This is a genomic window from Candidatus Blochmanniella camponoti (assembly GCF_023585825.1).
In the GTDB taxonomy this organism is placed as follows: domain Bacteria; phylum Pseudomonadota; class Gammaproteobacteria; order Enterobacterales; family Enterobacteriaceae; genus Blochmanniella; species Blochmanniella camponoti.
In genome coordinates, this window is the sequence record NZ_CP097751.1 from 100,903 (window position 1) to 126,899 (window position 25,997).

The 25,997-nt window shown below is 27.3% G+C and carries 16 protein-coding genes; 13 read left to right on the forward strand and 3 right to left on the reverse strand.

Translation table 11 applies throughout. From position 1 onward, the window contains the following. Nucleotides 1–291 precede the first annotated feature (291 nt). Complete coding sequence (locus tag M9394_RS00455; protein WP_250247379.1) at nucleotides 292–1,080, reverse strand: enoyl-ACP reductase FabI; 789 nt, start codon at nucleotides 1,078–1,080, stop codon at nucleotides 292–294. A 1,831-nt stretch (nucleotides 1,081–2,911) separates the two neighbouring features. Between M9394_RS00455 and ribA the strand changes: the two genes are divergently transcribed. From ribA to M9394_RS00495, 8 genes are all read left to right on the forward strand, one after another. Further along, a complete protein-coding gene (gene ribA, locus M9394_RS00460; protein WP_250250065.1) occupies nucleotides 2,912–3,511 on the forward strand; it encodes a GTP cyclohydrolase II in 600 nt (199 codons plus the stop codon). A 3,051-nt stretch (nucleotides 3,512–6,562) separates the two neighbouring features. Then, complete coding sequence (locus M9394_RS00465) at nucleotides 6,563–8,125, forward strand: anthranilate synthase component 1 (protein ID WP_250250067.1); 1,563 nt, start codon at nucleotides 6,563–6,565, stop codon at nucleotides 8,123–8,125. A 2-nt stretch (nucleotides 8,126–8,127) separates the two neighbouring features. Beyond that, the gene (locus M9394_RS00470) at nucleotides 8,128–8,742 is read left to right on the forward strand and encodes a glutamine amidotransferase-related protein (protein ID WP_250247376.1); all 615 of its coding nucleotides are present in this window, start codon (nucleotides 8,128–8,130) and stop codon (nucleotides 8,740–8,742) included. Beyond that, nucleotides 8,727–9,752 carry an anthranilate phosphoribosyltransferase gene (gene trpD / locus M9394_RS00475; RefSeq protein WP_250250266.1) on the forward strand — a complete coding sequence of 342 codons (1,026 nt, stop codon included), beginning with the start codon at nucleotides 8,727–8,729 and terminating at the stop codon, nucleotides 9,750–9,752. Before M9394_RS00470 ends, trpD begins: the two co-directional genes overlap by 16 nt. Continuing rightward, nucleotides 9,730–11,100 (forward strand): bifunctional indole-3-glycerol-phosphate synthase TrpC/phosphoribosylanthranilate isomerase TrpF, encoded by a 1,371-nt coding sequence (gene trpCF, locus M9394_RS00480; RefSeq protein WP_250250069.1) that lies wholly within the window; start codon nucleotides 9,730–9,732, stop codon nucleotides 11,098–11,100. The genes trpD and trpCF overlap by 23 nt, the downstream gene beginning before the upstream one ends. A 42-nt stretch (nucleotides 11,101–11,142) precedes the next feature. Further along, on the forward strand, nucleotides 11,143–12,333 hold the full coding sequence (gene trpB, locus M9394_RS00485; protein WP_250247374.1) for a tryptophan synthase subunit beta: 1,191 nt from the start codon (nucleotides 11,143–11,145) through the stop codon (nucleotides 12,331–12,333). Between the two features lie 2 nt (nucleotides 12,334–12,335). After that, nucleotides 12,336–13,166 carry a tryptophan synthase subunit alpha gene (gene trpA / locus M9394_RS00490; RefSeq protein ID WP_250250071.1) on the forward strand — a complete coding sequence of 277 codons (831 nt, stop codon included), beginning with the start codon at nucleotides 12,336–12,338 and terminating at the stop codon, nucleotides 13,164–13,166. Nucleotides 13,167–13,612: 446 nt separating this feature from the next. Further along, the gene (locus tag M9394_RS00495; RefSeq protein WP_250250073.1) at nucleotides 13,613–14,350 is read left to right on the forward strand and encodes a YciC family protein; all 738 of its coding nucleotides are present in this window, start codon (nucleotides 13,613–13,615) and stop codon (nucleotides 14,348–14,350) included. A 170-nt stretch (nucleotides 14,351–14,520) separates the two neighbouring features. Here the strand turns inward: M9394_RS00495 and M9394_RS00500 are convergent, their stop codons facing one another. Continuing rightward, nucleotides 14,521–15,174, reverse strand: a complete 654-nt coding sequence (locus tag M9394_RS00500; RefSeq protein WP_250250075.1) for a TonB family protein — start codon at nucleotides 15,172–15,174, stop codon at nucleotides 14,521–14,523. 587 nt (nucleotides 15,175–15,761) lie between these two features. Between M9394_RS00500 and cls the strand changes: the two genes are divergently transcribed. Further along, nucleotides 15,762–17,231: a cardiolipin synthase gene (cls, locus tag M9394_RS00505; protein ID WP_250250077.1), complete on the forward strand. Its 1,470-nt coding sequence runs from the start codon at nucleotides 15,762–15,764 to the stop codon at nucleotides 17,229–17,231. Between the two features lie 447 nt (nucleotides 17,232–17,678). Here cls and M9394_RS00510 read toward each other — a convergent pair whose 3' ends face one another. Then, nucleotides 17,679–18,296, reverse strand: coding sequence for a thymidine kinase (locus tag M9394_RS00510; RefSeq protein WP_250247364.1), 618 nt, complete (start codon nucleotides 18,294–18,296; stop codon nucleotides 17,679–17,681). 572 nt (nucleotides 18,297–18,868) lie between these two features. Here M9394_RS00510 and hns point away from each other — a divergent pair. From hns to gap, 4 genes are all read left to right on the forward strand, one after another. After that, entirely contained in the window at nucleotides 18,869–19,279 is a 411-nt protein-coding gene (hns, locus tag M9394_RS00515; protein ID WP_250247362.1) for a histone-like nucleoid-structuring protein H-NS, read from the forward strand. 1,964 nt (nucleotides 19,280–21,243) lie between these two features. Beyond that, nucleotides 21,244–22,050 carry an exodeoxyribonuclease III gene (gene xthA / locus M9394_RS00520; RefSeq protein ID WP_250250079.1) on the forward strand — a complete coding sequence of 269 codons (807 nt, stop codon included), beginning with the start codon at nucleotides 21,244–21,246 and terminating at the stop codon, nucleotides 22,048–22,050. A 228-nt stretch (nucleotides 22,051–22,278) separates the two neighbouring features. Beyond that, nucleotides 22,279–24,132 (forward strand): signal peptide peptidase SppA, encoded by a 1,854-nt coding sequence (sppA, locus tag M9394_RS00525; RefSeq protein WP_420022166.1) that lies wholly within the window; start codon nucleotides 22,279–22,281, stop codon nucleotides 24,130–24,132. A gap of 379 nt (nucleotides 24,133–24,511) precedes the next feature. Next, entirely contained in the window at nucleotides 24,512–25,513 is a 1,002-nt protein-coding gene (gap, locus tag M9394_RS00530) for a type I glyceraldehyde-3-phosphate dehydrogenase (RefSeq protein WP_250250081.1), read from the forward strand. The last annotated feature ends 484 nt before the right edge of the window (nucleotides 25,514–25,997 follow it).

Consider the following 25,997-nt stretch of genomic DNA (forward strand, 5'->3'; position numbering starts at 1 on the left):
ATTCCATTATCGTATACAGCTAGTTCTAAAAATTAATAATTATTCTAATATTATTCTTACAACACGAATCTAACCATCATAAATCATATTTATGACACAATCACATTATAAAAATAAATTATTAAATTCCACAATAAAAGATAAATTATAAAGAAATCACATATTCACTATAACCCAAAAATTTTTAAAAACACAAACGATCTCAAACATAAAATGTAAGCATATTATTATTTAATAACACTGCAAACATTCAAATATAATAACTATATCCTACATTACTAATTATATTAATTATTCTACATCATCTATATTAGATGCAATATTAAATCCACCATCAACATAAATTATTTCACCAGTAATACCAGATGATAAATCAGAACATAAAAATACAGCAACATTTCCAATTTCTTCAATAGAAATATTACGACGAATAGGTGATTGCCTTTGATAACACAACAACATCTTTTTAAAATTCTTAATACCAAAGGATGCTAAAGTGCGAACAGGCCCACAAGAAATCGCATTGACGCGAATACCTTTTTTTGGTCCCATGGCATTGGCCATATAACGAGTATTCGCTTCCAATGAAGCTTTAGCTAATCCCATTACATTATAATAAGGAGTAGCGCGCATAGCACCTAAATAAGTCAATGTAACTAAAGATGCGCTATTGTTAAGCATGTTCTCGCATGCTTTAGCTATTCCTACAAAGCTATAAGAACTAATAACATGAGATAACGTAAACCCTTCACGAGTAACAGTATCTACATAATCACCTGTCAATTGATCAGTGGGAGCAAACGCTATTGCATGTATAAAACCATCGAAAGTCGACCACTTTTTTCTCAACTCAACAAATAATTTATCTATACAAGAATCTTCGGATACATCACACGGTAATACAATATCAGAATCAAAATTTTTAGATAGATTTTGCACTCTCAATTTTAATTTATCAGTATGGTAAGTAAAAGCTAATTCAGCGCCTTCTCTATGTAAGGCCTGCGCTATACCGTAAGCTATAGATTTATTGTTAGCTATACCGGTAACTAAAATTCGCTTATTACTAAGCAATGCCATGTTTGTACTCCAAAATATAACGTTTATTATAACTAATATTTAAAAATATAATTAATACATTAATCATTCATTCAAAATTAATGGTAACAAATATTATTGCATTTTTATAAACTTGTCTATTATTACAGCAACATCGTTTTCAATCTTAATTATATAAGTTACTATTAAAAAATTCATAAAATATTACCCCTATCACAAATAATCATCTCTACAACTGTATGTTTCATTGCCATTGAAATCTACGATTGCCATATCGCAAACATCGATATCAATTTAAACCACAATAAACTATTCTCGTATCATGACCCAACTCTATTTTACGATAATTAATTAATTACTATCAAATACTAAAAACTTTTTAGTATATTTTAATTAAAAACATACACCATTTACTTCTGTTCAACCACCACAATTATTAAAAAATTTATTAAAAAAATTTATTAAAACTTATATTTGTAAACAATTCATCAAATCATTATTACTCATCATCCATTTTGAAAATTTTTAAAACACTCTGTTTTTATCTGTCAACATTTTTAACCAAAATTTTATTAATTATACCATGGTAAATTCTCAAATTAAATTTGACTTGCTTATTAGCATATCTCAAAAATATTAATTTTGAGACAAATCCAGATCTGTATAATCCCTTTGCACACCTTAAATTATAAAATATAGATATATGTATAAAATAATCGTTACATTTACAATTATGTAATCACTATTAATTGTGAATAATATTTCTAATTATTGTTATCTTAACACTCAATTTGAATCTGTGTATATATCAAATGGATCATGCACAGATTCTTTTCATTTCTATATAAAATAGAGAATAAAATATCTAAAAAATCAATCATATTTTGATACTACTATTATTCGTTTCTATTATTTAACATGAGTTAATATTACATATCAATTGTTTTCTATTTTTATCTAAAAACAAAATTTATCATTCTATTCGTTTATACTTCTATTTTTTATAGTTTATATGTTAATGTAAAACAAAAATAAAAACATAGAAAATAAAATCTTATACAATTAAGATTGTACTAATTCCCTACACCTGTTACGTTCATAACAAACAATATAAAAATTTTACTAAAATCATTTTATTTACATTAACAATATATAAACTCAAACCTGCAATACCATCATCTTTTAACAATAAATATCCAATAAGATATCTGCTATACAGATATTAACTGATTTCATTAACTATTATACTAATTTCATGTCGAAAACATTACAAACATCTGATATTTTCTCTATCCACATGTCATTTATTCTTTTTTTTATAACAGGCACAATAAAATATCAAAAGTATTTATTTTTTCTGTAATTACAAACATATATAAAAATAAATACCAATTATGTGTATAATTCCTATATGTTTTAAACAATTTTATTTAAATCAATAATCTACAATGGATATTCATAAATGTTATCGAATACATTATACTATTATAACTTCAAAATTCAAAAAGATATCGATATTTAAAATTGTAGATACAAGTTGTAATTCTCTGATTTAATATCATCTTTTCATATAGTTTTTAATAAAACTCACTAAAAAAACAACATTAATAAATATTATATGTAATATAAATAACACATATAATATTTATTATAATAAAACTTAAATAATTATGCGTATAGCAATGATATTAAATATCGAGTTATTAATTAATAAAGTTATTGCACTATAAAAAACATAATACGAATATTTGTACATATAACATATTCTTACACTTCAATACTATTATTGAGAAACTATCAATGCTTTAATAAAAATAAACATTCTTGATGACATCTTTAGAGAGGCAATAACATGCGACTTAAGCGGGTGACAGAAGCAAGATTACCAACACTTTGGGGAAATTTTTTAATAGTAGGATTTGAAGAAAATTTCACTGGGCATAATCATGTTGCATTAATATACGGAAATATCACTGGATCTGATCCAGTATTAACACGAATACATTCTGAATGTTTAACAGGCGATGCTTTATTTAGTTCACGTTGTGATTGTGGATTTCAACTAAAAACCGCATTACATTGTATTACAGAAGAAAAACGCGGTATTCTAATCTATCATCGACAAGAAGGACGCAATATCGGATTATTGAATAAAATTCGTGCTTATGCATTGCAAGATAGTGGAGCTGATACAGTAGAGGCAAACCAATGTTTAGGTTTTGCTCCCGACGAAAGAGACTTTACTATTTGCGCAGATATTTTAAAATTACTGCACGTAAAAAAAATACGTATTTTAACCAATAACCCAAAAAAAGTAGAAATCTTAAATAAATCATGTATTAATATTACAGAAAGAGTTCCGTTAATAGTAGGAAGAAACCCAGAAAACTCTAGATATTTAGATACCAAAGCATCTAAATTGGGACATTTATTTTATAGCTATCATAAATAAAAATTATAAACATAATAATGAAAAAATAAAAAATGTTTTGTTATGTGCAAAATTTATTAGTTACTTCTATATACAAAAATAAATAATACGCACACATTTTATCTACTTAATCCGATCTTCTTTTCTTCAATCAAGAAAATTATAATTTTAAATATCAGCATTTAATTTCAATTATATATACAAGACCAAATCCATTTAATTTACATAAAATCTATCTGAATTTTTTTCATAAATTATATTTTTAAAAAATTATTTTTTTATTTATTCTTTTATAGAAAAACAACCATGGATTAAATTATAAGCCCATTCTAAATAAAAATAATTAAAAGAAATAACAATCTATTGATAAACAATATTTAAATTCAATTAATTTCAATACACACTAATTTATCATAAATTACACATACTTTAAAAGTATGAAAAATATCTACAAACATAATATCTTTCTTTTATTTAAACAAAAACTATTATCTTTCAAATTCGTTAAATAATACATACAACACAATTAAAATCTTATTTATTGTATTAAATACAGCCCCTCAAATAACATATTAATTTCACTAAAATTTAACTATACCAAACTCAAAAAATCATATACTTCTATGTATAAAAACATGTCATCTTTTTTATTAAGAACTTATTCGTATCATATGCGCAATCTATATATGTTTTAATTATGACTCCCCTATTATCTAAAATAAATTACATACCGCATATCCATCCATATTCAAACATTTATTTTAATTTTAAAGACCCAACAAAAATATATTCAAAAAAAATAATTCTTGATCCAAATCAAGATCATTTACAAATAAAAGCAACTTTAAATTATTATTACAATAAGCAATTAATTCTAGTATACTCCACACATAAATATCTTTAATAATATTACCATTGCATAAATTTTTCCAATTTTTCTCTACAGAACACAACTAATATTTAGTTGTTAACTAACCTTAATTAAAACCACTTCACGCATCTCCGCTGTGTATATACAATAAAATTGTATGCTATATAACTTAAAATTTCAAATAATTTACTTACCATTAATATTTTCTGTTTTTAAATACATACAACCACAATTTAAAAAACAACCCTATCAATATAAATTCATTAACAAACAATTATCACTATAATGACATATTTGCTAACATTTTTTATTTCACAATTAATAATAAAACACATCAAAATATGAGTTATATAGATTTATATTTCATATAATCACAACAACTCTACACCTAATTTACAGTTTATTATATAATGTTATTTTGGGTATCATCTATCACCAACTTATTTTAAAATTCCTCTAAAAATAATACATCCAACTTTATAGTCACATTGGCTATGTAAGAATAATTATTATAATGAATATTACATATTGAATTCGGTTAATAAAAATAGATTCAATCACTAAAGTTATATGCATATAAATTCATATATCTGCAGAAAGATATGCATACTTATTCAATGCTGCAATTCCCATTGCAAACAAAATTTATATATTAGTATAATACCATCAACAAACAATATTGATATTCATATATCAACATATATACTAATTTAATGACATTTTATCTATGAACAAAAATCATCAAACTTAATTATTTTTTATTGTTATATCTAGTTTTTATTCATATCATTTTAATGTACACAAATCATTATTTGATACCTAATTCATTAGAATCTTGTCAATTAAAATTTCTATAAACACTAAAAATTGAATAATTTATTTCTATGCAATATTAAATATATATGATATGTGATATCATCATGGCTAAATATATTTAAACCAACATACTTACATGCATACTTATACTTAACCTATAATGAATGAAATGAAATGTGACCAACAAACGATAATAGTCTTTATTATAATCTTTATTTTTAATAATTTAAGTAAAAATCCTTGTAAGTTTCCATTAATCACTGTTTTATAAACTCAATTAAAGATGAATGCATACCATCAATATAAATAAACTATATCTTGCATATATCTTGAATGTTTAAAATAATCCTTTTCTAAATACTATAACAATTTTTATTTTTAATAAAAAAATACCTTACTAATTACTAAATTAATTAATTACATTGACATAAATAAAAACATAATAAAAATAACCGTTTCATCTTCTTTATTGTAAACAAAGTTTCTCAATAAACTGTCTTTATATGTATATTGAATGTACATATATTAATAACATAAATAGTCTCATCTATTTATGTTATTAAACACAATCTTAAGCTTTACATCGTAATTCAAATAATAAAAAATTCATATACACCCCATGAAATAAACTTCATAGCTACTAATTAAAACATTTATATAAATATTTTTTATTAATTATTTTTACACCATTAAATAGCATAAAATTATACAAATATATTATCCTAATGTTAGCTAAAAATTACCATTAAATTAACAAAGTAAACCAAATGTAACGACCAAATCGTTTTCATGGCGCAACATAATACGAAAAGTCATACATCTACAAAAATATATTCATAATATATTTACGTACGTATAAACATATATTTTGATAACATTATCTAGGTACACCTATTACATTCTATTATAGTTGATTATGCAATAACACCCTTTCCAAAATAAAATCACCAAGACCTATAAAAACTAATAAAATATATATATTAATTATAATTAAATATAATTTAATATTTGTCACAATAATTATACTTTAAATAAAAAACCATACATTTGATATTTATAGTAATAATAGACAGCTTATTCACTAATAAGTTGTCTATTAAATTATATAAATTAGTGTATTCAATTAAAAAATGTTTTTTACTATCCTTCAATTACTGCTATTTGACATTTAAAAAAAAAAATAGTATTACTAATACCATTAGCATTCGTATATCTATAAAATAAATATAATCACATCACAATAAAAATAAGTATTCTCTCATTGAAACCGTTTCTAGTAATTAAGCAATTATTTAGAATGTTACTATGCTTGAAGATATTGCAATTAGATCCTTAAATATAAATGAGGTTTTTGATAAATAAATCACTGGGAAATTTAAAAAATAATGAGATATCAAAAAAATCGGATGAAATGTCTAAATATTCAAGTGCGCTATCATTCTAATCCAGCAGCTGTTTTTAATCAATTATGCAATAACCGTAATTCGACATTATTATTAGAATCAGCAGAAATTAATAAAAAACACAACATAGAAAGTATGATGATTATTGATAGCGCATTGCGTATTACCGCTTATGGCTCAACCGTTACTGTACAAGCTTTAACTAAAAACGGCGCAAGTTTACTCCCATTACTAGTACAAACGTTACCCACAAAAATACAAATTCATAAAACTTCTGACAGCATCAAATTTACGTTTCCTACAACACAGACAATGACTGACGAAGATACACGTCTACGATCGATTTCAATATTTGACTGTCTACGCTCATTGTTAAAAATAATACAACCTCTTCACAATACCCCCAAAGCTACATTTTTGGGAGGTTTATTTTCCTACGATTTAATATCTTGTTTTGAATATTTTCCTCAATTAATTAATACTTATAAATGCCCAGACTACTGCTTCTATTTAGCCGAAACATTATTAGTGTTTGACCATCAAAAATATACTGCTTCGTTACAAATTACCTTGTTTAGTCCAAATATCTTAGAAAAAGATCGATTACAAACCAGAATGAATCAATTAAAAACCCAAATTAATCAAACACCACAATCTATTCCTTATAAAAAAATACGCAATATGACACTACGCTGTGATCCAAATGACGAAAAATATAAACGAATTATACGTAAAATACAAAGATCTATACGTCAAGGAGAAATATTACAAGCTGTCCCTTCACGACGATTTTTTCTTCCATGTCCTTCACCATTAGCGGCATATCATGTATTAAAAACTAATAATCCTAGTCCCTATATGTTTTTTATGCAAGACATAGCATTTACACTTTTCGGAGCTTCTCCTGAAAGTTCTTTAAAATACAATGCAGATACTCGACAAATTGAAATTTACCCCATCGCTGGTACGCGAGCTAGAACTTATCGTACTGATGGATCATTGGATACAGATTCAGATAACCGTATAGAATTAGAAATGCGCTTAAATCATAAAGAATTATCAGAACATCTCATGTTAGTAGACTTAGCAAGAAATGATTTAGCACGTGTCTGTAAAGCGGGTAGCCGTTATGTCGCTGATTTATTAAAAGTAGATAGATACTCTTTTGTTATGCATTTAGTGTCTAGAGTAGTAGGAGAATTGCGTCATGATCTTGATGCGCTACATGCCTATCGTGCATGTATGAATATGGGCACATTAACTGGAGCTCCAAAAATTAGAGCTATGGAACTTATTTATGAAGTAGAAGGTACACGTCGTAACACTTACGGAGGCGCTATTGGATACTTAACTGGTGCTGGAAATTTAGACACATGTATCATCATTCGATCAGCCTACGTCACAAATCAAATAGCTACAGTACAAGCAGGAGCGGGTATAGTAATAGATTCCATACCTCAATCAGAAGCTGATGAAAGTCGTAGCAAAGCACGCGCAGTTTTACTTGCCATCTCTGCAGCACATGGTTCTAAGGAGTTATTTTAACAATGGTTAACGTAATATTACTAGATAACATTGACTCATTTACGTACAATTTAGTAGATCAGTTACGCAATCACGGTCATCAAGTATTGATATATACTAATCAACTACCTGCATCAATCATTATTGATACACTATCAAATATGGTAAACCCAATTTTAATGTTATCTCCAGGTCCTGGGTCCCCTAGTAAAGCTGGATGCATGGCAAAATTGATAGCACAATTACGCAGACAAATCCCAATCATTGGGATTTGTCTGGGATATCAAGCCATTGTAGAATTTTATGGAGGGCACATATCGCGATCAAAAGAAATTTTTCATGGAAAATCTTCTTTGATATATCATGACAATTCAGCTATGTTTTCTAATATACCAAACCCTTTTTTAGTAGGACGATACCATTCATTAATAGGTAGTTGTATACCAAATAATTTAAAAATTAATGCTTATTACAATAAACACACAGCAATGGCAGTACGTAATGACTCTGATCGGATTTGCGGGTTTCAATTCCATCCCGAATCTATTTTAACTACTCATGGAACGCAACTTATTCAGCAAACTATCGCATGGGCAATATGCTTATACAAGGAAAAAATAACATGCAAGACATCTTAGACACTTTATATCAAGGTAAAAATATTAACCGAAAACAAAGTGAAGCATTATTACGTTCCATAATAAAAGAAAGATTGTCTGCAATACAAATTGCATCGGCACTTATTAGTATGAAAATACGTGGAGAGACCTTTGAAGAAATTGTAGGTGCTGTGAATATATTATTAACTCATGCTAAACCTTTTCCTCGTCCAAACAGCTTGTTTGCAGACATTACAGGCACCGGAGGAGACAATAGTAACACTATCAATATTTCTACAACTAGCGCCATTGTAGCTTCAACTTGCGGCGCAAAAATTATTAAACATGGTAACCGTAGTATATCTAATCTAATGGGATCAATGGACTTACTAGAACAACATTGTTTGATGATCAGCAATCCGCAACAAGCACGTAAAAACTTCGATGAATTAGGTATATGCTTTTTATATGCTCCGCAATACTATACAGTGCTGCATCGCATAATGCCCATACGTAAGCAATTAAAAACTCCTACATTATTTAATATAGTAGGTCCATTGATTAATCCATCCAAACCTCCATTAACGCTTATTGGTGTATATAAAAAAGAATTATTATCGCCTATAATCCGAATATTACAATTACTTAAATATAATCACGCTATAGTAGTGCATTGCGGGGGAATTGATGAAGTGGGATTACACTCCCCTACTCATGTAGCAGAACTATACAATAACATCATAAATAATTATATTTTGACAGCATCAGATTTTGGATTGGACTCTTATCCAATAGAAATATTACGTTGTTATTCGAGAAAACAAGCCCACGAATACATGATTGATATATTAAAAGGAAGAGGAAAACCTGCGCATTCAGCTGTAATAGCAGCCAATGTAGCATTATTATTAAAATTATTTGGGTATAACAATCTACGCGCTAATGCACAACTAGCTTTAGAAACAATGCATCATGGCATACCTTACACTCGTTTAAGTTCTTTATCAAAAACTAAGATACAAAATCATGCAACACACAATGCTCGATAAAATTTTATCATATAAAAAAATATGGATAGCTGATCAAAAAAAACAACATTCATTACATATTTTAAAAAGCAAAACACAAGCAAGCAATCGTGATTTTTATAGCGCTGTGTCTCGCAATAAATATCAAACAATATTTATATTAGAATGTAAGAAAGCGTCTCCTTCTAAAGGTATCATTTGTAATGATTTTGATCCTATCAAAATAGCACAAACTTATAAAAATTACTCCTCAGTGATTTCAGTATTAACTGATAATAAATACTTTCATGGAAATTTTGATATTTTACATCAAGTGAGCAACATCGTAGAACAACCAATATTATGTAAAGATTTCTTTATTTCAGAATGGCAAATTTATTTTGCACGCTTACATAAAGCTGATGCTATTTTACTAATGTTATCAATTTTAGATGATGCAACCTATCAAAAATTGGTCAAAATAGCTCATACATTATGCATGGGGGTACTAACAGAAATCGCAAACGAAGATGAATTAAAGCGCGCTAAATATTTGGGAGCTAAAGTCATCGGTATAAATAATCGTAATCTGAATGATCTGTCCGTTGATTTAAATCGCACTATTACTCTAAGCAAAGATATACCTGACACAATCACTGTAATCAGCGAGTCTGGTATTAGCAATCATTGTCATATAAGAAAACTTAGACAATATGTCAATGGATTTTTAATAGGCACGATATTAATGTCTCAACCAAATCTTAATACAGCCATTAAAAAATTAATTTTAGGAGAAAATAAAATATGTGGACTAACTCGAGTGAGAGACGCTGATATTGCATACAAATCAGGTGCAATATATGGAGGACTGATTTTTGTTCCCACTTCACCTCGCTACATAAATATCACAATTGCACAACGTATTGTTTCTTGTGTAAAACATTTAAGTTATGTTGGTGTGTTTTGTAATGCTATAATTTCTTATATTGTTACCATAGTTAACATATTAGGACTAGCAGCAGTTCAGCTTCATGGCGTAGAAGATCAAGATTATATTAATATTCTACGGACACAATTACCCATGACATGTCATATATGGAAAAGTATTAATATGAATCACAGACCATTGTCGAAATGTAATATACTGAACGTGGACCGCTATTTAGCAGATAATGGAGGGGGTAGTGGAAAAACCTTTGATTGGGCACTGCTCTCTAGTATGCAATTAGATAAAGTAATTTTAGCCGGAGGATTAACAGTAAACAATTGTAATGAAGCGGTGCGCATAGGTTGTTTAGGTTTAGATTTTAATTCTGGAGTTGAAATTAAACCAGGTATTAAAAATCACCAGAAACTCATCAAAGTCTTCCAAATAATCAGGTCTTATTAAAGGAATATATATTTCAAATCATTAAAAAATAAAGTAATCAATATGATAAAATTAAAATCCTATTTTGGAGAATTTGGAGGTATGTATGTACCACAAATTCTAATACCAGCGCTAACTCAATTAGAAGAAGCATTTATATCGGCTCAAGATGATGCTGTTTTCCAAAAAGAACTCAAATATCTTTTAAATCACTACGCCGGTCGTCCCACTCCTTTAACATTATGTAGAAATTTAACAAAAGGAACTCGCGCTAAACTGTATTTAAAACGTGAGGACTTATTACATGGAGGATCTCATAAAACCAACCAAGTATTAGGACAAGCTTTATTAGCAAAACGTATGTCTAAAACAGAAATAATCGCTGAAACTGGTGCCGGACAACATGGAGTTGCTGTTTCCATTGCAGCATCTCTTTTAGGATTAAAATGTCGTATTTATATGGGATCTAAAGATATAAAACGTCAAAAACTCAACGTTTTGAGAATGCAATTAATGGGCACACAAGTTATTCCAGTACATCGTGGATCTGAAACTTTAAAAGATGCTTGTAACGAAGCCATGCGCGAATGGTCGAAAACTTATGAATACACTCATTATATGCTTGGTACAGCTGCTGGACCTCATCCTTTTCCCACAATCGTTAGAGAATTTCAACGTATTATTGGAAAAGAAACATACAAACAAATACAAAAATATGAGCAATGCTTACCAGATGCAATTATTGCTTGCGTAGGAGGGGGATCTAATGCTATTGGCATATTTTCCGATTTTATTGACATACCATCAGTGCAGTTATTAGGTGTAGAAGCTGGAGGATTAGGTATAGATACTGAATATCATGGTGCTGTTTTACAACATGGAAGTATAGGAATTTATTTTGGTATGAAAACTTCAATCTTACAATCTTCAGAAGGACAGGTAAAAAACTCTTATTCTATTTCCGCTGGTCTTGATTTCCCATCTGTCGGTCCAGAACATGTTTATCTCAAAAATACTGGCCGGGTACAGTATGTATCTGTTAATGATATGGAAGCCATAACAGCTTTTAAGAAATTATCTATTCATGAAGGAATTATTCCAGCTCTAGAATCTGCTCATGCTTTAGCTCATGCACTAAAAATAATTCAAAAACAACCAAATAAAGCACAAATTTTAATAGTTAATTTGTCTGGACGTGGAGATAAAGACATTTCTATAGTTCATAATGCATTACAAAAAGAAAGAGATACATAACAATGAATCGTTACAAAAAATTATTTACACATTTAAAGCAAAAAAAAATGGGAGCATTTGTTCCTTTTATTACTGTAGGATATCCCGATCCTATTTCTTTTATGCATATCATCGATATATTAGTGTCTTCAGGTTCCGATGCACTAGAATTAGGAATACCATTTTCTGATCCTATATCAGATGGACCTATAATACAAAAGAGTATGGAACGTGCTTTCAAATCAGGTATGAATTTTTCACGTTGTGTGACGATACTACACAATATTCGCAACAAATATCCAAATCTTCCCATCGGATTACTAATTTATGCAAATTTAGTCTTTAAAAATGGAATAGATAATTTCTATTCATGTTGCTCAAAACTAGATATAGATTCCATATTAATTCCTGACCTTCCTGTAGAAGAAAGTCTACCGTTTTATAATGCTGCTATACAACATAAAATAGCCCATATTTTTATTTGCCCACCTAATGCTACCGAAAAATTAATCCATAACATTACCACTCTCGGACACGGATACATCTATTTATTATCCCGTCCCGGAGTAACTGGAATTGATATTAATACAAAAAAAATTTATAATGCTATATTACATAATATAATTAAATGTATCCAAAAACAAAAAAAAAAATTACCTATACTGCAAGGTTTTGGAATACACACACCGCTTCAAGCTCAAGAATCATTATTATTAGGAACTTCTGGGATCATTACCGGTTCTAAAATTGCAAGCATTATAGAAGAAAATATATCTAACACAGAACTAGCGTTTAAGAAAATAGAAAAATTAGTACGTCTTATGAAAACATCCATGTGTTCTATTATTAATTAGAATTAGTAATAATAGGTGTTTTTCTATTCTTTTTTAACAAAAAACCGAACGATTATAGATGATAATCATCAAAATTAGTACACAAATCCTTATAAATGCTCCAAAATACATTATATTAGATTTAATATTACTTTGATATACAAAATGTTATTACAATACTTATTAATCTCTGTATGCAAACACATTAAACTTATAAATGTATCTACGCGTACAATACATCGACAATACGTTGACTCAAAAATATTCAGTTCATTATAACTAATAATATTATCAAAAAATTGCAAATATAAGTACTCCCTAAACAATATGTTGAATATAATTATTTATAGAATCACATTATATTTTAATTAAAATTAAATAATTTAATCATATTTCACGAATTCAATTTTAAAGAAATATGACCTCTTTATTTTCAAAAAATATTTTTTGGAAAAAATATAAAAATTATGATAATCAAAGTATCTCAAGACGTATTATGTTTTATTCGTAATTATTACATTAATATTATAACTCTAATACTAGCTACAACAGTAATTCAAGCTAGCTTAGATTACATCTTATTACCAAAAAAAGAAGATCTCATATTTATGAATAATTTTATTAATGGGAGCTTACAAGACATGATCAAAGAGTTATCGTCAGATCAACAGTATATTTTATTAAAATTATCTGCTGCTAATAGTATTTCTAAGCTTTTAAGTAGTACTTTTTTATTCGGCAATATACTAACCATGTTGCATGTTTTATCTACTACCAATAAAAATAAACAATCTTTCAATATAATAAACATTATTAAGTCAGCAATACCATTATTTCCAAAATTATTGCTATTAATTTTTTACACTACGTTGTGCATACAACTGGGATTAATGATAGCAATTGTTCCAGGTATTCTATTAGCCATTATAATTAGCCTAACTCCGGTTATGCTTATCACTAATAATATATCTATCATGGAAGCTATACGCCTTAGTATAAAAATAAGCTATCGCAACATTCATTTGACTACACCACCAATACTATTATGGTTTCTAATGAAAACTATACTTATACTAATATTAATCCATTATTTCCATTCTTGGATCTTCATTGTTAAGATTTTAACAAACACCACGAACAATATATTATCTGTAATTATTTTAATTTATTTATATCGCTTATATATGATTATCAGAACAGTATGAAATTATTAATTTTTTAAAAAAATTTTATTTATATTTATATTAAAAAATAACTAATATACAGAAAAAACCTGTATATATTGCAACCCGAAATAATAAATTATTCAATTGATTAAAATCATTATTTTCACATAAACCTGCAAATCAATTTACTAACATAACCATATGTAATATTAATTACCAAACATTTTTACAGAATTTAAACAAAATTTGAAAGTAATAATCATTTTTTTTTCTGGTTTATTGCTCTCATATACCCAACGACGCATAGCTGATCTAATACTTTCTTCGAAAATACCGGGAGGGACCGCTGATAATATACATATGTTATCAACTTTACCTCTAGTATTCACATCATATTGTACAATAATTTTTCCTTCTATATTTAATATTTTCGCTCTATTAGGATATTCAGGATATACGCGATTAATTATGCAAGAAGATATATACGGTCGATCATGATGTTTTTTAGGCAAATGCACAGAATGTGTTGTAGATTCTACAACATTAACATTGTTTTTCTCAACCAAAGGCAAATTTTTATCAGCATTTAATTTATATTTAGAACTATCCAAAATTTTTTTTTCTGAACGAATTATAGATCTTGAATGTTGCTGCTTATGACATGTTTTAAGTGTTTTTGACAACTGCTTTTTTTCTAACGATTCATGAAAAAGTTGACTAGTTTGCAATAATGACAATGTCATTATATTAGATTTTTGCGCGCAAACAGGCTTATTAAAAGAATGATAACAATGATGTAATAATACATGCATTAGAAATACATGTATTACACATGATAAAAAACAACAAAAGTAAATTGACATATGCAGTTTACTCCAAATCCGTTGGAACGGATCTATAATCAAATCTTTTATTTTTTTAAAAAAAAAATCTCATATTTCATTATGATTTTGAATATTCTATGTTTTTATACTAGGAATTATTTTAAATCACTCTCCTTAATATTTTAAGTACCTGGATATATACTACAACAAATAATTACACATCAATTCTAATTGTCTAAAATTAAACAATTTTGACTAAACACATACATCAGTTTTTCGTTAATTACTTGTATTATTCAAGTATTAATAATCAATTATATATATTGCATCGCATAATAATTACTAATTATATATATGAAATATACAAACTAATTTATTTCCTCAAAATATAATAAATGTTTGAAAATATCATATACTGTATATAATGTATAAATATAATAATGAAATTAATATTATTAAATAATTATTAATATTAATTAATATGTTTTACTAATCAATATACGATCATTATATATATCTACGCCTTTTATATGATTATATAATTTGTCATAAAATAAATATTCAATAATAATCTATAGTCTTTGTTTAAGATATCTCATAAACATCTCAATAGGATTTATATAATCATGATTGCGATTCATGCCATATTTAATTGTATTTTCTTATGCAGTTATTGGTTATTAATCGTACTAGTTACATTTCGAGTTTTAATAAAACGCCGAGCAGTACCATCGTCTATGGCATGGTTATTAGTAATTTATGTTTTGCCTTTAATAGGTATCATTACATATCTATTATTTGGAGAATCTAACCTTGGTAAACAACGATCTACTAGAAGTAAGATAGCATGGTCATCTACTATGCGTCGCATACAAATACTAAAAACCTACAAACACATATTTTCCACTGAACACAGCGCAATCGCTTCTTCATTATTTAAGCTTTGCGAACATCGTCAAGGAATAGGAGCTCTAAGGGGTAATCACATACAGTTATTAAAAAAAACTGACGATACCATCATATCTTTAATTAAAGATATTGAATTAGCTCAACACAGCATTGATATGGTATTTTATATTTGGGAATCTGGGGGACTAGTAGATCATGTTATAAAAAAATTAATTATAGCGGCTAAAAGAGGCATCCGATGTCGAATTATATTAGATTCAGCCGGATGCGCCAATTTTTTTAGTAGTTCATGTCCTAATATAATGCGCCAAGCTGGGGTGAATATTGTAGAAGCACTGCATGTCAATTTGTTACGCGTCTTCTTACGTCGTATGGATTTGCGACAACACCGAAAAATGATATTAATTGATGACCATATTGCTTATACTGGCAGTATGAATATGGTAGATCCGCAGTTGTTTAAAAAAAATATAGGCATTGGACAATGGGTCGACATTATGGTACGTATAGACGGGCCTGCAGCTTCAGCCATGAGTATAATATTTTCTTCTGATTGGGAAATTGAAACAGGACAACACGTATTGTTCCCGCTGTTATTCAACACTCACATAGTAGCAGATCATAAACTAATATCAACAGGACATACTATTCAAATTATTCCCTCTGGACCAGGATGCCCAGAGGGAATAATTCATCAAGCATTACTAATATCATTATATGAAGCACGTAAAAAGCTTATTATTACTACTCCATATTTGGTGCCTAGTGATGATTTATTACATGCCATTTGTACAGCAGCGCAACGGGGAGTAGAAGTACATATTATTATTCCTCAAAACAACGACTCTGTATTAGTAAACTGGGCTAGTAGAGCATTTTTTAGCGAATTATTAAAAGCCGGAGTTTTAATACATCAATTTCAAAATGGATTACTACACGTAAAAAGTGTATTAATCGATCAACAATTAAGTTTAATAGGAACCGTAAACTTAGATATACGCAGTTTATGGCTAAACTTTGAAATCACATTAGTCATTGATAGTAAAGATTTTAGTAATGAGTTAGAAAAAACACAAGAGAATTATATTGCACACTCTAAAACAATCGATCCCAAAAAATGGGCTAACCGTCCTTATTGGGAACGCATTGTTGAACGTTTATTTTATTTCTTAAGTCCTCTGTTATAAGGAATTTTTTAACTTTTAGTTTCAAAAAAAATAACTCAAAATAAACATAACAATCCCATACTACATCCATTAAATAGGGTACTATTAATATAAATTAAAATATCCATAAAATCCCTTTATCATAATTAAACATATACTCACATATCAATTTAATTTACATAAAAATAAGAATTCTATATGCGTTTAAAACAAGAAATATATTCTGCATTTAATTAACTTAACACCTGGAGCCAAATATATAATGAGATTGCGCAGTATTTCATTATCACTACATGTAACTGCAAATTGTGATATATAAAATATGAATCAATCCATATTGATTAATAAAAATGAGTCCGTAATACAAATTATATCTATATCAGTCTAGAAATTGAATATAAAATTTATTGTGTATAAAAATGTATCTTATTTAAAAGAAAGTAACATACGCATAACTTCAATAAACTATTATCTATTTTTATATACACGTTTTGTTAAAGATAATGGTGATTCTAATTGTTCTACAAAATGTTTACGACACACTGAAACATAACGATTATTACCACCAACCAATATTTGATTTCCATCTCGGATTATTAAACCTTGATCATCAATTCTAAGCACTCTATTAGCTTTTCGTCCACAATAACAAATAGTTTTTAATTCAATTAATTTATCTGCCCATGCTAATAACCATAGACTGCCTGAAAATAAATCAGCTCTAAAATCAGTACGTAATCCATAACATAATACTGGAATATTTAACACATCGACTATTTTGCTTAAATCAATCACTTGATTACGATTGAGAAAATGACACTCATCCACTAACACACAATGTATTATATCCTTTTGATGTATAGTTACTATTTGATCAAAAAAATTAGTTTTAATGTTAAACGCTCTAGCAGAAGCATATAATCCAATACGAGATTTAATTTGTTGATATCTATTATCTCGAGAATTCACGTCAGCAGTATATAACACAGTGTGCATTCCTCGTTCTTGATAATTATAAGAAGACTGTAATAATGCGGTAGTTTTTCCAGCGTTCATTGCGGAATAATAAAAATATAATTGTGCCATACAGTTCACGCCCTATTCGACTCACAGTATTTTACTACTATCAACATAAATATAATTTAAATTATGATAATATTAGGTTTAAAAATTATTTAATCTATAAACTTATAAAAAACATTTATTTTTATATACTAAATTAATGTGTGATGAAATAAGTTTTTTATTTTATATTCAAAATAACGATTCAGGTAAATAAAACAATCTATACTTAACGTACAATCCATATATTTACAAAAATAATTTATATTTAATAAAAAGATATTATTTATATTTAAAAATTTTATAAGTAAATAAATAATTTTAATTTGAATGGATAATACTTAAACATTAAATAATATTTAATATTATCATATAATAATATATAAATCATCTAATTAAAGTTAATTAAATATTTTTAATAGGAAAACATAAATCATACTCACTAATACTTATAACGCTATATATATTTAATTACCAATTCACACAAAATATAATAAGATTATTTATAAATTAAACACCCTAGGTCTTGCAGAAAATAAATTAGCGCTCTATTCTTACACTAAACTTGTTAGTTATCACATTTTGAGATTAATTCGATGAACAACACACTAAAAATTCTTAATAATATACGCACTTTACGAGCGCAAGCTAGAGCGTGCACCCTTGATACCTTAGAAGAAATGTTAGAAAAATTAGAAGTAGTTGTTAATGAACGCCGAGAAGAAAGTAATCAAGCTCAAGCTGAAATAGAAAAACATTCTCGAAAATTACAACAATATCGTGATATGCTCATAGCTGATGGGATAGATCCTAATGAACTATTACAAAATATAACTTCTAATACTAAACCTTTTCACAAAAATAAACGTGCAGCTCGCCCAGCAAAGTATCAATACATTAACAAATATGGTGAAATTAAAACTTGGACCGGACAAGGGCGCACTCCCTCAATTATCAAAAAAGCTATCGATGAAAAAAAGAAAAAATTAGAAGATTTTTTACTATAATTAATGATAAATAATACTTATTTATTTCATCTCAACTCAAACAAAGAAATTCTTGGTAATATTTTCAAGCTCTTTGTCTGGAATCATCATATGCATAATTTAATATATATTAAACTGTTCACAATCATTCAAATTAATATTTTTGTTTCATAATATCGCGTATAACAATCATCATCAATTTTTTATAAAATACAAATATATTTAACTAAATTAATAAATCTGTTATATATTTATTATTTTTGTCGAAACGCTAGTTGCCCATTACTACACTGTTTAGTAAAAGTAAACAAATTTTCAGTAATTTTAACAATGTCCATCTCTAATATAAATTTATTATTACCCAAACAAATTATCACTATATTAAATTAATGTAACATTTTTCATACATATAAGTAAATTCTATTTAATTCCATCTCAAAATATCTCTATATATTTTATATATACTTTCAATATCAATTGAAAACCAATAATCTATACTTACTGACATATTATATTCCTTAAAAATATAAATCTTAAAAAACAAAAATAACTATATTGACATTGACTGTAGAATTGAAAAATTTTATTAACATAAATATCACGATTTATTAAATATGGTTACTTGTATAAATGTCAATTATTATTTCTTTTATAACCTCGATCTAAAATATTAGATGGAAATATCATACACAATTTATTAAAAATTGATTCTTAATTAAAAAACGCAATACCTATAAATATATACCAAATAAGTACATATACTTACGATCTATACTTTTTTAGAGTTGTTAAAATAATTAAAAATAAACTCTTGACATAACATCATAATATAATTTAATTATAGTACTATAATATAGTTGATAGTACTAAATAGACATATTTTGAATGCTTAATAAAAATTAATGATATTATAAATATTAGAAATATCCTAGCATCATGTATATTAGAACGATCACTATACTCGTTAATATATTTCAATAAAAATTCAAATTGCAAAAATCATTACACTCACTAACATTCAATAATACCATTTGACATATTTTCTAAAAATTTTGTGATTTTAAATTTTTATGATATGTCCTATTGACATATACAAAGATACAATACACCTTTCGATATCACTAATAGCCTCAACATAAAACATATTAAAAACTATTTAAAACCATAGAATTGATTTCCAATCATACAACATATAAATTTGCAATTGTTTCAACATAATTTTACATTACTGAAAAAATAAATTTATACAAAAATCATTAGTATCATATAATATTTTCAATATATCTATATTATATAAAACAACTCTCCTAATGATAGGATCAAAATAGGCTTTTGGAACAAGCCATAAATCTATTTTTTCTAAATATTATTTCAAATACGTATTTAAATTACCTTTTTAATTATTCTTCAGAAATTTTATAAAAAAATTGATAACAAACCAATTTTAAATCAACATGATTTGAATTTAAATAACTAACCATTATATGCAAACATTCTATTAAATAAAATGAGAACAAAACTACAGATTATTGAAACGTACGTTTTATAAACTATTACAATAATAATGTAATTTTCGATTACTAGTTAAATTAATTGATCGTAAAATAATAAATATATAACAAAATTAGAACCATAATAATTGATTATTAATACATTAAATAATCTTCTCATACTCACAAACATACCCATACCTAAATAATTTATTCAAAACATAACAAATATTTTAAATTTATTAGCTCATCGTATTATATAGAAACATTCATATATAATAACCTGCAGTTTTGAAGCTCCAACTATTATCTTTAAAGAATTAAATATACTGAACTGACTAATAATTAAATAATTGTAACAAATAGTATATATTTTCATATACTATGATACATATAAAAAGTATAATGGTTAATTATTGTTAATTATTTTTATTTTACTAAGTCAATAACACCTATATTTATGATCGAAAAACAAATACGGATCATCACCATCATATGAAATTTGTTTCTTTTAACATCAATGGATTGCGTGCGCGTATGCATCAACTAAACGAAATTATCTTTCAATTGAAACCTGACGTCATTGGTTTACAGGAAACTAAAGTACATGATGATTTTTTCCCTATAAAAGAAATACTACAACATGGTTATCACGTATATTATTACGGTCAAAAAAAATATCATGGGGTTGCGTTGTTTCTACGTCAAACTCCTTTAACTGTTACTCGTGGACTGACTGATGATAATAATTTATCTCAAAAACGGATAATTATGGCTGATATTATGACATCAATAGGAACATTGACTATTATTAACGGTTATTTTCCCCAAGGAGAAAACAAAAATCATCCAGAAAAATTTATGTACAAAAAAAATTTTTATAAAAGTTTCCAAAACTACGTAGAACATACCTATCACAGTCATTCATTATTACTGATTATGGGCGACATGAACATTAGTCCTACAGATTTGGATGTTGGTATTGGTGAAAAAAATAAAAAACGTTGGATCGCATCAGGACGATGTTCTTTCTTACCAGAGGAAAGAATATGGATCAATCGTTTGATGAGCTGGGGTTTGGTAGATATATACCGAAACATGCACCCTCAAGATAATGAACGTTATTCCTGGTTCAGCTATAGATCTCGTGGTTTTTACAAAAATAATGGCTTACGTATTGATTTAATATTGGCAACACGTCCTCTAGTCAATCGTTGTAAAAATAGTAATATAAGCTATAATATTCGTAGAATGCAACGACCCTCCGATCATGCTCCGGTATGGGTAGATTTTGATATTTAATATATACTTACGTCACACGGAAATCATTTTATATAAACCTTAATTACTAATATGACATAATATTACTGAAAATCTTTAATTTTTATATGTGTAAAAATTAATAAAATCATGAAAATTTCATAATTTTCATTTAATTTGTGCGTATTGTGTGATACCCAATTCGATTTAAGTGTGAAAATACAAAGTTCATGTGGATATTGTATAATGTTTTTAATGATAAAATCGTTCATTCAGAATATATGGAAAATCATTTATAAAATACTTAGATATAGCGTGCGTACACTATATCTAATACGAACAGTAATAATAAATATATTTTTCATAATTTTCATTATGATTAGTGTGGGAGTATATTTAAATTTACGTGATTCTTCTGCCTCATTATCAAATTACTCTGCATTAATTCTAGATCTTTCTGGTATTATTGTAGATAAACCAGTGACATACAGTAAATTTCAGAAATTCAGTCAACATTTATTAAATACAAATAGATCAAATGCTAAAGAAAACTCGCTATTTGATATTATTAATATATTACGTCAAGCCAAAAATGATCCACATATAACTGGATTAATATTATCATTAAAAAACTTTTATGGAAGCAATCAAACATCATTAGAATATATTGGTAAAGCATTACGTGAATTCAAAGAATCTGGTAAACCAATTTATGCTATTTCTGATTATTACAATCAATCACAGTATTTGCTCGCTAGTTATGCCAATAAAATTTATCTCACACCACATGGATTTGTAGATTTACGAGGAATTTCTACCAGCAAATTATATTATAAATCTCTATTAGATAATTTAAAAGTTAATACTCATATTTTTAGAGTAGGTGCATATAAATCTGCCGTTGAACCATTTATTCAAGATCACATGTCTGATCATGTACGACATGAAGAAACAAAATTGGTAAATCGTTTATGGGATCAATATTTAAAAATAATATCTATTAATCGTAACACAACAACACAGGCAATTTTTCCAGGAATTAATAATATATTAAATGAATTGCATCAAATGCAAGGCGACACTGCAGCTTATGCGCTCAAAAATAAATGGATCGATGAAATCGCATCCCATTTTGTTATAGAAAATACGATGAAAGAAATATTTGGATCTAATAAACAAGGCACTTCATTTAATGCAATTAGCATGTATGATTATAATCTTATAGCTCCTACAAAACAAGATAACCAAATAGCAATAATATGTATTAATGGCCCTATCGTGGATGGACCTGATATACCAGGTTCAATTGGTGGTGATACTATAGCGCATAAAATCCGCAGCGCTCGGTTTGATCCTAAAATCAAAGCAATAGTACTTCGCGTCAATAGCCCGGGGGGAAGCGTGAATGCTTCTGAATTAATTAGATTAGAATTAATAGCTGTCAGAGATTCTGGTAAACCAGTAGTGGTTTCTATGGGTGGCATAGCAGCATCTGGCGGATATTGGATATCAACGCCAGCCAATGTTATTATTGCAAGTAACAGTACTATTACAGGTTCGATCGGTATATTTGGTATTATTAATACATTTGAAAAATCTCTTGACACCATCGGTATTCATAGTGATGGAGTAAATACATCCCCTATATCAAATATTTCAATAACTACCCCGCTACCTACTGAATATATAAACATGATGCAACTTTATGTAAATACCAGCTATCATTATTTTATTAACACTGTGGCTGAATCTCGCTGTAAAACTGCAGAAGATATCCATAAAATTGCTCAAGGACATGTATGGCTTGGTTATGATGCAATAAAAAATGGATTAATTGACAATATAGGAGATTTAGATGACGCAATAAATAAAGCTATTGAACTAGCTCACTTAAAAGAATATCAACTGAATTGGTACGAAAATAAAATAAATTGGATAGATGTTTTAATGCAACAAGCTAATAAAGTTATTCATAATATAATTATGAATTTATTAAATCATTACGTTTCATTAATTAATGTTAATAATAATATAAAAATAAATAACTCTAACATTCTGCAATTTTCGTGGAATGATCCAAAACATTGTTATGCTCTTGATTTAGATTATTCGGAACAATTATAATATATAATAAAAATTTTATTTACATACTTATAGAATTACAAAATGATGATTCAATCACAAAACATCACATTAATAAATTCATTTAAATTTAATACCTATAAACAACAGAATCTAAAAATATATTTATATTATTAAATCGTAATAAATTATAAAATACACGTAACTATCAAAAATTAAATATATTACATATTAGTGATATGATATTATCATGTTACTAATATGTAATATATGAAATATCAAAACATCAAATACGCACATTACTTTTAAGTTATTAAAATAATTCTTATTGAGAGCTCGATATATAAAACAACATTCCATGTCTGCATTTAAAATTTACAACATAACATATAATTACAATTACAACAGGAGCATATAATATATGGGTATTAAAATAGGTATTAATGGATTCGGTAGAATTGGTCGCGTTATTTTTAGAACTGTACAAGACAGAAAAGATGCAGATGTTGTCGCCATTAATGATTTGCTCGACATTGAACATATCGCGTATATGTTAAAATATGATTCAACTCATGGACGATTTAAAGGAACAATTAGTGTGCATGGTGACCATCTAATCATTAATGATAAAGTTGTGCACTACACCTCAAAAAAGGATCCAAAAAACTTATATTGGGGAAATTTTGATATTGATGTTGTTACTGAATCTACAGGCATGTTTTTAACTGAAGAAAAAGCTCATGGACATATCTTCGCTGGAGCACGTAAAGTAGTATTAACAGCCCCATCAAAAGATGATACACCAATGTTTGTTATGGGAGTTAATAACCATCTCTACAACGGAGAAAAAATAATATCTAATGCGTCTTGCACTACTAATTGTTTAGCTCCATTAGCTAAAGTTATTAATGACAATTTTGGCATCATTGAAGGTATAATGACTACTGTTCATGCTACTACCGCTACTCAAAAAACTGTCGATTCCCCAATACATAATGATTGGAGAAGTGGACGTGGTGCTTACCAAAATATTATTCCATCTTCTACTGGAGCGACACGAGCATTAGGAAAAGTTATTAAAGAGCTAGATGGTAAATTAACTGGAATATCATTCCGAGTCCCTATTCCAAATGTTTCTGTTGTTGACTTTACCGTCCGTTTAAAAAAATCTGCCTCTTATAAAAATATTTGTGATGTTATTAAAAACGCTGCTTACGGAAACTTAAAAGGAATTATAGGATATACTGACGAAAAAGTGGTATCTAGCGATTTTAACGGAGAAAAATTAATCTCTATTTTCGACGCACAAGCAAGCGTCGTATTAAATAATCATTTTGCTAAACTAATATCTTGGTATGATAATGAAACAGGCTACTCTGACAAAGTAATTGATTTAAGTGTATATATTACAAAACATAAATAATATTATCCGATAAACATTTCAACTATTGCATTAGGTAGTCTCATTAATGATTAAAATCAAATAAAAACAGTTTAATAACTGTCAAATAAGAGATGTTATCTCTGCAGCATTCTCAAATAACATCTCTTATTAATTGGATATTTGACATATAAATAAGAATTAATAAAATATAAGAATTATAAAAATTTTATTAATTTACATTATATACAATATTATCATGTACAACGTCTATAAATCTAAACTATCCATTAACCTTCATTGGAAAGATTATAAATATTAATATTTCAATGCTATCGGCCGCAAATAAATGTAAATTAAATTGTTATACTTGTCTCATTGTTTCTAATTTGATAATCTTAGTAAGATTTAAACGTATACGTAATTACACATATATCATGTACAATAATTTGAATACACAACAGATTTGATGATATCAAATTTTTTATTTTTTAAAAAATATCAAAATACATCAATCTGAATTGTT

Excerpts from the sequence above, each read along its gene's own strand:
- M9394_RS00455 (WP_250247379.1), bottom strand. The coding sequence starts at position 1,080 with ATGGCATTGCTTAGTAATAAGCGAATTTTAGTTACCGGTATAGCTAAC.
- M9394_RS00470 (WP_250247376.1), top strand. The coding sequence starts at position 8,128 with ATGGTTAACGTAATATTACTAGATAACATTGACTCATTTACGTACAAT.
- trpCF (WP_250250069.1), top strand. The coding sequence starts at position 9,730 with ATGCAACACACAATGCTCGATAAAATTTTATCATATAAAAAAATATGG.
- gap (WP_250250081.1), top strand. The coding sequence starts at position 24,512 with ATGGGTATTAAAATAGGTATTAATGGATTCGGTAGAATTGGTCGCGTT.
- ribA (WP_250250065.1), top strand. The coding sequence starts at position 2,912 with ATGCGACTTAAGCGGGTGACAGAAGCAAGATTACCAACACTTTGGGGA.
- M9394_RS00500 (WP_250250075.1), bottom strand. The coding sequence starts at position 15,174 with ATGTCAATTTACTTTTGTTGTTTTTTATCATGTGTAATACATGTATTT.
- M9394_RS00465 (WP_250250067.1), top strand. The coding sequence starts at position 6,563 with ATGAGATATCAAAAAAATCGGATGAAATGTCTAAATATTCAAGTGCGC.
- hns (WP_250247362.1), top strand. The coding sequence starts at position 18,869 with ATGAACAACACACTAAAAATTCTTAATAATATACGCACTTTACGAGCG.
- trpB (WP_250247374.1), top strand. The coding sequence starts at position 11,143 with ATGATAAAATTAAAATCCTATTTTGGAGAATTTGGAGGTATGTATGTA.
- trpD (WP_250250266.1), top strand. The coding sequence starts at position 8,727 with ATGCAAGACATCTTAGACACTTTATATCAAGGTAAAAATATTAACCGA.
- trpA (WP_250250071.1), top strand. The coding sequence starts at position 12,336 with ATGAATCGTTACAAAAAATTATTTACACATTTAAAGCAAAAAAAAATG.
- xthA (WP_250250079.1), top strand. The coding sequence starts at position 21,244 with ATGAAATTTGTTTCTTTTAACATCAATGGATTGCGTGCGCGTATGCAT.
- M9394_RS00510 (WP_250247364.1), bottom strand. The coding sequence starts at position 18,296 with ATGGCACAATTATATTTTTATTATTCCGCAATGAACGCTGGAAAAACT.
- M9394_RS00495 (WP_250250073.1), top strand. The coding sequence starts at position 13,613 with ATGATAATCAAAGTATCTCAAGACGTATTATGTTTTATTCGTAATTAT.
- cls (WP_250250077.1), top strand. The coding sequence starts at position 15,762 with ATGATTGCGATTCATGCCATATTTAATTGTATTTTCTTATGCAGTTAT.